We start from the raw sequence: 12925 nt of genomic DNA, 5'->3' as shown, positions 1-12925 counted from the left end.
AGGACGGTTAGATGAAAACGATACTAGTCATAGAAGACGATATTGGTATTCAAAAACAACTAAAATGGAGTTTATCTGAATTTGAGTTGGTGTTTGCCCAAGATAGACAATCAGCACTCACTCAACTTAGGCGCTATGAACCTGATGTTGTCACCCTCGATTTAGGCCTACCACCAGATGAAGCAAATGCTACTGAAGGCTTAGCCTGTTTAAACGATATTTTAAACTTTAATCCTAATTGTAAAGTCATCGTTATTACCGGTAACACCGATAATAGTCATGCCCTTAAAGCTATAGCTTTAGGTGCTTATGATTATTATCAAAAACCAATAGATGCTGACGTCCTAAATGTGACATTAAATCGTGCCTTTAAACTAGCGCAACTAGAGGCTGAGAATCGTGCCTTACGCAGTAGTAACGTTGCCGCGCAAGAAATAATTGGCAATAGTGATGCCATGATTAAAGCCTGCCGCACAGTAGAGAAAATTGCTCCAACTGAAATCACCACCTTATTACTGGGTGAAAGTGGCACCGGTAAAGAAGTATTTGCCCGCGCCATTCACAAACAAAGCCCAAGAGTCAAAAAGCCTTTTGTGGCGATTAACTGTGCTTCTATTCCTGAAAACCTGCTAGAAAGTGAATTATTTGGTTATGAACGGGGTGCCTTTACTGGCGCCAATAAAACGACTCTAGGTAAAATAGAATGCGCCAATGGCGGCACCTTATTGTTGGATGAAATTGGTGATATGCCGCTTAGTTTACAAGCTAAAATGTTACGCTTTTTACAAGAGCGTGTTATTGAACGTATCGGTGGCCGTCAAGAAATAGAAGTCGATGTCCGAGTTATTTGTGCCACTCACCGTAATTTATCCGAGATGGTAGCCGAGCAGAGTTTTCGTGAAGATTTATACTATCGTATTAGTGAAATCACTCTAGTGATCCCGCCACTACGTGATCGCGGGCACGATATTATTGTTATTGCCAAAGCCTTACTACACCGCTTTAATGATGAGTTTAATAGTAAAATTCAAGGATTTAGTGATTGTGCAATGCAAGCCATGATGCAACATAGTTGGCCTGGTAATATTCGAGAGTTACAAAACAAACTAAAATCAGCTGTTATTTTAGCTGATAGTAAACAAATCTCGGCAGAAGACTTAGGCTTAACAGCACAAAGCAGTAAAACAGCTACCTTGCGGATGGTAAGAGAGCAAGCAGAAAGCCAAGCGATTCGTCATGCCCATTCTTTAGCTAGCGGAAATCTGTCTAAAACTGCAGATATTTTAGGTGTTACCAGACCCACTTTATACGCTTTAATTGAAAAATATAAATTACTCGACTTACGTACAACTGAAAGCGAAACCCAGCAATAAACCACTTCAACCATACTCTACAGAACCTAACGCTAAATCGCTAGGTTCTGTAGATTACTAGGGGCAAAAGCTATTAAGCGGCAAATAAACTTTGGTGTAACTGTTTTACTACATCTACCGCTTCAGTATCTTGAACTAAAAAACATAAATTATGTTTAGAGGCACCATGGCAAATTAAGCGCATATTTATCCGCTCTAAGGTATTAAATAGCTCGCCGGTTACACCTTGGTTGCTATGTAAATGATTGCCAATTACCGCCACTAAACTTAAACCGCGCTCGACTGTTACATCACAAAACTTTTCTAGTTCAAATAATGCTAAATCAATATCGGAACTAAACGCCGTTGTCATTCCACCTTGGTCTAAGGTTAACGCGACACTTATCTCAGAGGTGGTTACTAAATCGATAGATATTTCATGCCGACTCAAAATATCAAATACACGAGTTAAAAAACCAGCTGCGTGCAGCATCTCAGGGCTTTTTAAAGTGATCAGGGTTTGCGATTTTCGTAGCGCTATCGCCCGGTATGCTGGTCGTTCAGCAACCTCTTTAGCAATCCAGGTTCCACCGGATTCAGGCTCCCGACTAGATCCTACAAACACTGCTATATTTTGCCGTATTGCAGGCAACAAAGTGGCCGGATGAATTACCCTAGCGCCAAAGGTTGCCATTTCTGCGGCTTCATCAAAGCTTATTTCTTTAATACAGCGGGCATGTTCGGTTAAACGCGGATCAGTGGTGAAAATGCCAACGACATCGGTCCAAATTTGTACTACATCCGCAGCTAACGCCTCGGCTAATAAAGCCGCACTATAATCTGAGCCGCCTCGGCCTAAGGTCGTTGTTTGGTCTAATTCATTGGCGCCAACAAAGCCCTGAGTAACCACGACTGACTCGGCTAATAAAGGCGTAAGCTTTTCTAAACAGAGTACTTTTATGGCTTTGATATTAGGCTCGGCTTTACCAAAATGGCTATCAGTACGCATGACTTGCCTGACATCAAAACAGCAAGCGGCAATATTCCGTTCAAGCAAAACTTGACTAAATAAAACTGAACTTAAACGCTCACCAAAAGACACTATTTCATCTTTTTCTGCCGCTGAATACACATGATCATGCTGTTCAACTAGGTGTTTTAAGCGCTGTAATAATGCTTGAGTACTTGCCATTACACCATCAGTTTGTTTTAACTTGGCAATAACAGCAAAGGTAATATTTTCAATACCGCTGTAAGCAGATAAACGTGCGTCCACACTGGAAAACTGGGTAATATCCACTAACAAATTAGTCACGCCTGTACAGGCGCTAACCACAACTACGCGAATAGCAGGTTGACTTAAAACAATATCGGCGCAGCGTGACATAGCAGTATAATTAGCGACGCTACTGCCACCAAATTTGGCAACGGTTAAATTAGGCAAGGTTCTCTCCTTATAAAATACAATAAGCAGAGCGTGGCATTTGCTAATAGCAAAACGAGATTGGTGTAGATCGCTTGTGAAATTAACAAAGGCCAGAAGCTCTCCACCAAGTACTAGGTGACAGTCGTCAGGATTCAGCCTAAACGACCGAAAACAACAGTTCTATAGCTGATGTTTTCTCGGCATTAGTCCCCCTTATTGCCGCTACGAAGTATAGACTTCTAACAACAACTACCTGGCTAATGCGCCTCTTCTGGTCTATCGTGTTCGATTGACAGCGCTACAATATCGCGTTTTTTAACTATTAGCAACAGCCCTTTAGCCGTCTAAATGCATTAATTTTGCATTTACTACCTATGTATATCGTTATCGAGCATTTTAGAGAATTTTGCTGAACGACACCTGAGCAAATGCATATATAACTAATAATTATTATTGATTTTATTCAACATATTCATAAATTCATCAAATGCTATTTCATTTTCAGCATTGGTATTCCATTGATTATGGAAGCCCAAAGTCAATTGTACTTTACCGTTGTCAAAGTAAGCTTCGTAACCGTCAAACCCTGAGTTTACCGTCACGCCATCTAAAGTAAAACCAGCACCTAAATCATTGGTTATTGCACTACCGTGTTTTTCTACTTTGGCAAAAACAGTTAATAAAAACTTTCCATCTATTTCATTTTTCATTATTTTTCTCCAGCAAGAATAAAGCCTCTCAGCGCGAGTTCAGTTTGCAGCTATACTAGGTTCTGGGTATAGTCATGCTTTTTCACAAGGAAATAAACATGAAAAAGCATGCATTAATCTTAAGTATTGCATTAGCCTTTAGTGCTACTGCTGTTGCAAGTACAATACAAGAAGCACCTTTAGTTTCAATCCCAAGTCATGATAACTACTTTGATAACTTACGCCAGCATTGTGGTAAAGCCTTTGAAGGCAAGGTCACGGTTAATAATCCTGCCAGCGATGGTTTTGAAGGTAAATTAATCATGCATGTTCGCAAATGTACCGATCAGCAATTACAGATCCCATTTCATGTCGGCGATGATCATTCTCGTACTTGGATTATAACTAAAACCGGTTCAGGGCTTAATTTAAAGCATGATCACCGTTTAGAAGATGGTAGCTATGACCAGTCAACAATGTATGGCGGCCATACTGTGGATGCTGGCTTCGATACCATGCAAAGCTTCCCTGCCGATCAATACTCAAAAGAGTCGTTTGCTAGACTGGGTAACCCGCAATCAAACAGCAATATTTGGCAGATGTATATTTACCCTGAAACGTTCACTTATCGTTTAATCCGTGAAGGTCGTGAATTTAGAGTCGATTTTGATTTAACCAAGCCAGTGGCTGTACCTGCTACTCCTTGGGGCTATAAAGACTAACGCTTTACGATTAAGTGACTGGTTCAAGCATACTGCTTAGATTACTATATAGGATGTCGCTAATAGCGGCATCCTATAATAACAATGATTACGGAGCGACTATGACTACCCTTTCCAGGTTCTCAACTATTGCCGCAGCTTTAGCAGCCTGCGTTGCACTAAGTGCATGCAGCGATAATGAGACAGTAACACAAGCGAACAGCCAAGCTAAAAAGCATGATAGTGTGGCCAGCTTAGAACAAGCCAGTTTCCCTAAATTAGCAGAGCATATTAAAACCTTGTCTTCTGATGAGTTTCAAGGCCGTGCACCTGCAACTAAGGGTGAAGAATTAACCGTTGCTTATCTTGAAGATGATTTTCGACGCATCGGTTTAAAGCCAATAGATGGTGATAGTTATAAACAACCCGTATCTTTAGTCCAAATCGACCCGGTTAAGGTTTCTGCGTTAACGCTTACGGGTGATAACCTACCGGCGCAATTTAATTATCGTGATGATATGACTGCTTGGACTAAGCAAGTTACTGAGCAAGTAGACGTTAAAGACAGCGACATGGTGTTTGTTGGCTACGGTATCGTGGCACCAGAATACGACTGGAACGATTACGCAGGTATAGATGTTACTGGCAAAACTGTGGTGATGTTTGTTAATGACCCTGGCTTTGCAACCCAAGATGAAAACTTATTTAATGGTAACGCCATGACTTATTATGGCCGTTGGACCTATAAATATGAAGAAGCAGCCCGCCAAGGTGCTGCTATGGTATTAATTATTCATGAAACTGATGCCGCAAGTTATGGTTGGGGTGTTGTTGCTCATGGTTCGCCAATTAAATTTGATTTAATTAATGAAAACAAAAATGCTGATTTAGCCAAAGTAGAAGGCTGGATCACTACTGAGTCGGCAGAAAAACTGTTTGCAAATGTGGGTACTGATTTAGCGACTATGCATAAAAAAGCGCTAGAGAAAGACTTTGCCCCAGTCGATTTAAAAGCTAAAGCATCAATCAGTGTAAAAAGTAACTTACGCGAATTAACCTCGAGTAATGTGGTCGGTTATATTGAAGGCAGCAAATATCCAGATGAGTATGTGTTGTATATGGCCCATTGGGATCACTTAGGTATGGATTTCTCTAACCCTACCAACAAAGTATTTAACGGTGCGCAAGATAATGCTTCAGGCACAGGTGGTTTAATGGCACTTGCTGAACATTTTGCTAGCCAACCTCAACCTGAACGTTCAGTGGTATTTGTGGCAGTTACCGCTGAAGAGCGTGGTTTATTAGGTTCGGCATGGTATGCAGCTAACCCAGTCTTTCCATTAGAAAAAACCGTGGCGGCGATTAATATGGACGTGATGAACGTCTATGGTCCAATGAAAGATATGGTTATTGTTGGTTTAGGTAATAACGAAGTTGAAGATATTTTAATCAAATATACTAAACAACAAGGTCGTTATGAAGTTCGTGAGCCTAATCCTGAAGCCGGTATTGCTTATCGCTCAGATCACTTTAGCTTATCGAAAAAAGGCGTGCCTATTTTGTATGCTAAAAGCGGTAATGATCATGTAGAGCATGGCGTGGAATGGGGCAAAGCCCAACGTGCTGAATTTAATAAGTGCTGTTACCATAAAGTACAAGACCAATATGATGATAACTGGGATCTAACCGGTGCAAAGCAAGATATGCAGTTATTCTATCAAGTGGGTAACGAGCTAGCGAACAGTCGCCAGTGGCCAAATTGGTACAAAGGCAATGAGTTCCGCGCTATTCGTGATGCTTCAGCAACCGAACGTAAATAATCAGTTGCCCAAGCAGCTTTAGCGGATTAGCAGCGCTTACCTAGTTAGCAATAACCGCTAACAATACTAAGGACTACTTTAGACAACTAAGGTAGTCCTTTTTTTATGCTGCATTTACCCAACACAGAAACGTGGTTTGTAGTTTGGTATCGTTATCAATAGCAATAGGTATGTTTAGGTATAAGTAGTTATACTTAATCAGCACTGCTATATTCATAAGCTATTCATAGCATTCTAATTAAACTGTTTAAAGCATTCTCAGATTGCGCATTATTTTAAGGCATAATTATGTTTAAGCTGGTTAAAATACTTTTCATTGTTGTCCTGCTATTGGCGCTAAGCCTAATGGCAGGCTATGGGTATTTGCAGCATAAACTTAACAGCTTGCCCATAACAAATTTAAAGTATGATATTAGCGAAATGGGTCTGAAGCAGATTAGTTTTAGTCAACTCAGCTTTACCCTGCACCAACCGGAACTCGATATTGAACTGCAAAATTTAACCATCAACTGGCAATGGCAAAGTGTGTTATCTCCCCGTTTAGATTTGATTACGCTTAAGCAAGGTAAATTAGCGCTAAAACAATGGCCAGAAGCGACTGAACCCGCAGAAAGTAGTAATAATGAATTTAGCCTACCGCAACAGTGGAAACTGCCAGATACCCTGCCTAATAGGGTTAAGCTGAATAACGTACAACTGCAGTTACCTTGTGCTAAGCAGCAATGTACTTATCTCGTTAATACTGAACTAAGCAAAACAGCGCAACTAGTAGATTATCGGATCCAGTTAGCTGAATCTGCACAGCCCGATATCACTCGAGTCACCTTATCCGGCCAGGTAAATACTGAAAATGAGTTACCGGAGGTCAATACTGAATTAAATATTGATGACACTATCGTATTAACCTTGCATCAACAACTGGCGCAAACAGTGAATATACTTAGTGCCAATAGCAACATAGCGCTCAATGCTAAGCCGGTATCACCTTGGCTGCAGCAACAACTTACTAAGTGGCAAATAGACATGCCTACACAGGCAGTAGAGCAATTTACCGCCCCGGTGAATATACAAAGTCAAGCTCAGCTATCAATCCCATTACCTTTACATAAAGAAGACTGGCGACAACAGTTAAGTGGCAATTGGCAGCTGAATGCTAACTTGCCCACTGAACTTAGCATTCCTAATATCGGCTTACTTAAAGGTGATTTAAAAGCAGAGTTAAGCTTAACTCAAGGTAAGGTGACCAACTATCAACTGCAATCTGCGTTAATGCTTAGCCAAACTAAATTTAGCCATAATTTTAAACCCTTCGGTATTGCGATTGAAGATATTATGCTTGAGGTAAATGCTGATGGCAGTGCCCAGCCTTCACTCGATGCCCTACCCTTAATCGTTAACATAAAAACAGTCGGTGCGACTAAAGCTGAAGTTAGCAGTAATGTCATTGTTAATGCCAGTGAAAACTTTAGTGTGCAATTGCATAACGCTAAGCTAAAACTGCAGCAACAAGCCTTAAATTACCAACTGTCTGCTGAGCAACAAGTTGCTGTTACCAAACTGGCTTTAAACGCAAAATTTAGTGCCTTGTGGCAAGCTGCAACATGGCAACTCGACTTAAGTCAATTGGACGCAAATATTGCCAGTGTCAAGTATGATGATATTACCGCGCAGCAGGTTAAGCTGACCTTGCAGCCCAGCCAGTTTAGTAGCGTTCAGGATTTAACCCTTAGTAGCAGTGTAAGGCTAGATATCGCGACCTTATTACAACCAGAATTGTTACCACAGCGTTGGCAGTATCAGGCTAAGCTCAGCGGTAATATTAACCAGTTAAGTTTAGACGGCCGGTTAGAAAACGCGGCAAATTTAGCCGTTAGCCACCAAGCCAGTTATAATCCTCAGGACATAAAAGTGCAGTGGCAGCTTGATGATATTTTTATATTAGGGGGTAATCCGCTGGCGGCAAGCTTTAAACAATGGCCTGCCTTGTTAGAATTTTCTCGCGGTAAAATCTTAGCTAACGGTAGTGTTGACGTTAATAAGGGCCAAGCATTAATAAAGGCTAATATAAATTTTAATGAGCTATCAGGCATTTATGATCGCAGTGTTTTTAAAGCCTTAAGCGCTGACATGCACTTAGAATACTCAGCAAATAGTATCTATATTGAAATTCCTCAAGCTAAGCTGGCGGAATTTTCTCAGGGCGTTGAGTTGGGGCCGGTTATGTTTAGCGCTAGTTATCAAGCGAATACTACCGAGTTACTGGCCGGTGTAGTAGATTTACAGCAACTGGACATTGCAGCCATGGGCGGCAAAGTAACGGCAAATCCTGTAAAGCTAGATTTTAGTCAGCCGCAACAAGTAATAACGCTACAGTTAGATAAAATAGAATTAGCTAAAATATTACAGCAGCACCCTACGTCTGATTTAAAAGGTAACGGCCGTATATCAGGTACTATTCCATTATTAATTAGCCGTAGCGGTGTTAGTGTGGAAAAAGGCCATATTGCCGCAGAAAGCCCTGGTGGTGCATTACAATACCGCCCACCTGCAGCATCGAGTATGGCCGCCGGTAATCAAGGTATGAAAGTGGTACTAGAAGCATTAGATAATTTTCAATACTCAGTGTTATCTAGCAATGTTAGTTACGATACCAATGGCAGGCTGTTTTTAGCGTTATCGATTCAAGGTAAAAATCCGACTCTTGAACAAGGCCGTGCGATTAATTTTAATATTAATTTAGAGGAAGATATTCCAGCATTAATTACTAGTATGCAATTAAGCAGTCAAATCAGTGAAAAAATCAAACGACGCGTACAACAGCGTTTGCAACAAAAAGCCGCTAAGGCTTCAAATGGAGAGTCCCCATGATAAAAAAATGTGCCATAGCCCTATCCTTGGCGTTATTGGCCGTTGCTTGTACGCCCAAAGTGCAAGTGGCGCTACCAGCAGAGCCAATCAATATAAATTTGAATGTCAAAATTCAACATGAAATTTTTATTAAAGTCGATAAACAACTTGATGAGTTATTTAGCGATTCTAGCGGCTTATTCTAAGGAGTAATTATGAAATACTTAACCAGCATCAAAACTCTATTGTTCACGGCTGTTTTTGCCATCAGCTTGCCGGTATTGGCGATGAACTTACAACAAGCCATGTCGGCCCTGAGCCAAGTGAAATCTGAAGGATTAGTTGGCGAGCAAACTAATGGTTATCTTGGGTTAGTCAGTCCTAATGCAAATGCGGAAGAGGTGATTAAACTAATAAATGATGCCCGACGCGCTGAATACACCAAGTTAGCGCAGCGCAATAGCATTGCCGTATCTGATGTTGAGGCTTTAGCGGGCAAAAAAGCCATAGAACGCACGAGCTCAGGACAGTTTATTTTATTAGATGGCCGTTGGGTAAAGAAACCTTAACTTAACATCTTGCAACCACTCTTTAACCAGACCCAAACCACGCCTTAACGAGGCCTATACTGCTCGTTAGGGCTTTCCCCTGCCTAGTTATTTTCATTTCGACTTAAGTCTAATACCTCATTTTCATTATTCCTGTACTATTATTTAATCACTAAAAATACAATAAAACCCAACGAGGCAGTAGATGAACGCAATTCTGTTAATGTTAATGGGCTTAGGTGCTATGGCTTTAGGCTATTTTGTCTATTCTAAGTTTATTTGCGAAAAAATATTTAAAGTGGATCCTCACTTTAGAACCCCAGCTCATACCATGCAAGATGGTATTGACTATGTTCCTACCAATAAATATGTCCTTTGGGGCCACCACTTTACTTCTGTTGCCGGTGCAGCACCTATTATCGGCCCTGCTATAGCAGTAATTTGGGGTTGGGTACCCGCTTTTTTATGGGTGGTATTTGGTACTATCTTTTTTGCAGGTGTCCACGATGCCGGCGCTATCTGGGCCAGTAATCGCAATAAAGCCAAATCTATCGGAGCCTTAACCGGCGAAGTGGTTGGTAATCGCGCTCGTAGTTTATTTATGATCGTCATTTTCTTAGTATTACTAATGGTAAATGCCGTATTTGCTGTTGTTATCTCTGGCCAATTAATTAACTTTCCCAGTGCTACCATTCCAGTCTGGGGTGCCATCTTAGTCGCGTTAGTAATAGGCCAATTAATTTATCGTAAAAATATGAGCTTATTGCTGGTCACGATTATCGGTGTTGTTTGTTTATACGGCATGATTTATGTTGGTCCAATGATGCCAATATCGCTACCTGAAATGATTGGTCCAGTCACTGATAATCAGTCATGGATTATTATGCTGTTTGTTTATGCTGGTATTGCATCACTGCTACCAGTTTGGATGTTATTGCAACCGCGCGATTATATTAACGGTATTCAATTATTTATCGGTCTAATTTTATTATATGCTGCGGTGTTAATTTCTGGACCTGAGTTGGTAGCCCCTGCCTTTAATAATGATTTACCTGAAGGCACACCCTCGATGATCCCGCTGTTATTTGTCACTATTGCCTGTGGTGCTATCTCTGGCTTCCATGGTTTAGTGGCCAGTGGTACTACGTCTAAACAATTAGATAAAGAGCCTGATTTACGTTTTGTTGGTTACTTTGGTGCGGTTGGTGAAGGTTCTTTAGCCTTAGCCGCTATTATTGCGGCAACAGCAGGTTTTGCAACCTTAGCCGACTGGCAAGCTATTTACCATCAATTCGGTCAAGGCGGTGTCTCAGCCTTTATTCATGGTGGAGCCAATATTCTACAAGCCGGTGTGGGTTTAGATACCGTATTATCTCAAACCTTATTAACGGTAATGGTGGTGCTATTTGCGGGTACTACTATGGATACCGGTTTACGTTTACAACGCTATATATTCCAAGAATGGGGTGCTATTTATAATATCGGTTGGATGCAAAAAGCGTTTCCAGCAACCTTATTAGCGGTAGGTTCGTGTTTATTATTATCATTCGGTGCCGGCGGTGATGGTTCTGGTGGTTTATTAATATGGCCATTATTTGGTACTACTAATCAACTGTTAGCCGGTTTAACCTTGTTAGTCATCACGGTTATGTTAGTGAAAAAACGCCGCCCGATGTGGTATACCCTAGCACCGTTAGTATTTTTATTATTTATGACTATTTTCGGCTTACTAATCCAACTAAAAAGCTTCTATATTAAAGAAGATTGGTTCTTATTTAGCCTAGACTTAGTAGTATTAGCTGCAGCAATTCTTGTTACCTTAGAATCTGGTGCTACCTTGGCCAGACAGCTAAAATATAATAAAGAAAACCCTGCTGAAGCGACATGAAATTAGAAAAAGTTAAAGCCTGGCTACGCCAGGCCAGCTTTTACGCTGAAGAAGCCTACAATGCCCCCTATCGCTCTGCGATAGCGCGGGCAAAGCGTGAGCAAGACGACTTATTTATGTTACTGATTTTTTCCGAAATGATGGGCGTGCCTAATCCTGCTAGTTATTACACTTTAGAGCTACAACCCTTATTAATGGAACGTTTTCATGACTGGCATATCCGTATGGGTATGGAGCATTCACCACTGGATAACTTTAAATGTTGTTAACTGATAAGCGGATACTTTTAATTGGTGGTAAAGGTGGCGTGGGTAAAACTACTACCGCTTCAGCCCTAGCAGTGCTGGCTAGCCAACGTGGCAAAAAAACCTTATTGGTCTCAACCGATCCGGCGCATAGCTTAGCCGACGCTTTTAATCGGGATATCGGTGACAACATTACCCGTTTAGCCGCCAATTTAGATGCCTTAGAGTTAGATCCAGATAAAGAAGTTGAACAGCATTTAGCTAAAGTTAGTGCCCAGTTAAAACGCTTTACTCGGCCTGAAATGTATACCGAGATAGAACGACAAATGCGCCTTACCCGTCAGTCACCCGGGGCACAAGAAGCGGCAATTTTAGAACGCTTATCGCATATTATTGCCATGGGCTTAGAAAAATATGACTTGGTTATTTTTGATACCGCGCCTACCGGTCATACGCTGCGCTTACTCAGTTTACCTGAAGCCATGGCAGCGTGGACCCAAGGCCTACTTAATGCCAATAAACGTTCAGAAAAATTAAATGATGTATTAGGTCATTTAGCGCCAAAAGCTGGCCGTGATGTTGATAATCCGTTGACCGATCCCAGTGAGAATGCCACTGCCGGTATGGATGCTCGTAATAAAGCTATAACAGATACCCTACTCACCCGACAGCGCTTATTACAAGGTACTCGTGAAGTATTAACGGATCACACGTTAAGTGCATTATTATTTGTTTTAACTCCAGAAAAACTACCTATTTTAGAAACTGGTCGAGCAATCACCAGCCTACAGCAAGAAAAGCTACCGCTGGCGGGTTTAGTGATAAATCGGATATTACCCGATAGTGCTGACGGTGAGTTTTTAGCCCAGCGTAGGGTACAAGAAAAAGTGCATCTGCAACAAATAGCCGATGATTTTGCTAATTTAGCCCATTATAAAGTGCCTTTACAGGCTACTGATATTCAAGGGATAACCGCCCTTGAACATATGGCGACATTGCTTGAGGCTGCAGGATTATAAGCACTACTTATTTGCATAGCATTTAAATTAAGTAGTGCAGCTTAAAATAGTTTATTCCCAAAAAACTGATTCTTGCTTCTTTACTGCTTTTGTTAGCAAGGTAATTAAGGGTTGAGCGCGAGTCTCAATTGACACATGCTCGCTTTTCACTTGCTGTTGGTTAATATCAGCTTCATCTTCTTGCGGCTGTTCTTGTTGTTGCTCTTGTTTAAGCTTGGCTAATGCTTGCTGTAATGACTGTAATGCCGCAGGCACGTCTTCAGCATAAAAAGCTGACGGGACCTTGTCATCTCTACCCATCATCATTAACAATTTAAGTGCGATATTTTTAAAGTAGGCAGTATCACTACCCGCTTTAGATTTAAAAGTTACGATCATAAACGCCTCTTA

Annotated in this window: 12 protein-coding genes and 1 riboswitch; of the genes, 9 read left to right on the top strand and 3 right to left on the bottom strand. The window is 41.1% G+C overall.

The window, feature by feature from the left end; all coding sequences use genetic code 11:
* The first annotated feature begins 11 nt into the window (after nucleotides 1–11).
* Entirely contained in the window at nucleotides 12–1373 is a 1362-nt protein-coding gene (prsR, locus tag BI198_RS07715) for a PEP-CTERM-box response regulator transcription factor (protein ID WP_070049036.1), read from the top strand.
* 73 nt (nucleotides 1374–1446) lie between these two features.
* Here prsR and lysC read toward each other — a convergent pair whose 3' ends face one another.
* A complete protein-coding gene (gene lysC / locus BI198_RS07710) occupies nucleotides 1447–2796 on the bottom strand; it encodes a lysine-sensitive aspartokinase 3 (RefSeq protein ID WP_074467412.1) in 1350 nt (449 codons plus the stop codon).
* A gap of 88 nt (nucleotides 2797–2884) precedes the next feature.
* Nucleotides 2885–3057: riboswitch (Lysine riboswitch) on the bottom strand.
* A 161-nt stretch (nucleotides 3058–3218) separates the two neighbouring features.
* On the bottom strand, nucleotides 3219–3488 hold the full coding sequence (locus BI198_RS07705) for a DUF3081 family protein (RefSeq protein ID WP_070049034.1): 270 nt from the start codon (nucleotides 3486–3488) through the stop codon (nucleotides 3219–3221).
* Nucleotides 3489–3586: 98 nt separating this feature from the next.
* On the opposite strand from BI198_RS07705, the gene BI198_RS07700 reads away from it, so the two are divergent.
* The 8 genes from BI198_RS07700 to BI198_RS07665 all read left to right on the top strand — a co-directional run bounded on the left by BI198_RS07700 (nucleotide 3587) and on the right by BI198_RS07665 (nucleotide 12535).
* Complete coding sequence (locus BI198_RS07700) at nucleotides 3587–4189, top strand: hypothetical protein (RefSeq protein WP_070049031.1); 603 nt, start codon at nucleotides 3587–3589, stop codon at nucleotides 4187–4189.
* Between the two features lie 101 nt (nucleotides 4190–4290).
* Nucleotides 4291–5988: a M28 family metallopeptidase gene (locus BI198_RS07695; RefSeq protein WP_070049030.1), complete on the top strand. Its 1698-nt coding sequence runs from the start codon at nucleotides 4291–4293 to the stop codon at nucleotides 5986–5988.
* A 288-nt stretch (nucleotides 5989–6276) separates the two neighbouring features.
* The gene (locus BI198_RS07690) at nucleotides 6277–8856 is read left to right on the top strand and encodes a YdbH domain-containing protein (protein ID WP_070049028.1); all 2580 of its coding nucleotides are present in this window, start codon (nucleotides 6277–6279) and stop codon (nucleotides 8854–8856) included.
* Nucleotides 8853–9041 carry a YnbE family lipoprotein gene (locus tag BI198_RS07685; protein WP_070049027.1) on the top strand — a complete coding sequence of 63 codons (189 nt, stop codon included), beginning with the start codon at nucleotides 8853–8855 and terminating at the stop codon, nucleotides 9039–9041. The genes BI198_RS07690 and BI198_RS07685 overlap by 4 nt, the downstream gene beginning before the upstream one ends.
* A gap of 9 nt (nucleotides 9042–9050) precedes the next feature.
* Nucleotides 9051–9404, top strand: coding sequence for a YdbL family protein (locus BI198_RS07680; RefSeq protein ID WP_070049026.1), 354 nt, complete (start codon nucleotides 9051–9053; stop codon nucleotides 9402–9404).
* Between the two features lie 184 nt (nucleotides 9405–9588).
* On the top strand, nucleotides 9589–11271 hold the full coding sequence (locus tag BI198_RS07675) for a carbon starvation CstA family protein (RefSeq protein ID WP_070049025.1): 1683 nt from the start codon (nucleotides 9589–9591) through the stop codon (nucleotides 11269–11271).
* Nucleotides 11268–11540 (top strand): cory-CC-star protein, encoded by a 273-nt coding sequence (locus BI198_RS07670; RefSeq protein WP_070049024.1) that lies wholly within the window; start codon nucleotides 11268–11270, stop codon nucleotides 11538–11540. Before BI198_RS07675 ends, BI198_RS07670 begins: the two co-directional genes overlap by 4 nt.
* Entirely contained in the window at nucleotides 11531–12535 is a 1005-nt protein-coding gene (locus tag BI198_RS07665; RefSeq protein WP_070049023.1) for an ArsA family ATPase, read from the top strand. Before BI198_RS07670 ends, BI198_RS07665 begins: the two co-directional genes overlap by 10 nt.
* Nucleotides 12536–12586: 51 nt before the next feature.
* Here BI198_RS07665 and BI198_RS07660 read toward each other — a convergent pair whose 3' ends face one another.
* Nucleotides 12587–12913, bottom strand: a complete 327-nt coding sequence (locus tag BI198_RS07660) for a DUF1840 domain-containing protein (RefSeq protein WP_070049022.1) — start codon at nucleotides 12911–12913, stop codon at nucleotides 12587–12589.
* Between the last annotated feature and the right edge of the window lie 12 nt (nucleotides 12914–12925).

It is taken from the genome of Rheinheimera salexigens, from assembly GCF_001752395.1.
Classification (GTDB): domain Bacteria; phylum Pseudomonadota; class Gammaproteobacteria; order Enterobacterales; family Alteromonadaceae; genus Alishewanella; species Alishewanella salexigens.
This window is presented reverse-complemented; position numbering and strand designations above follow the sequence as displayed.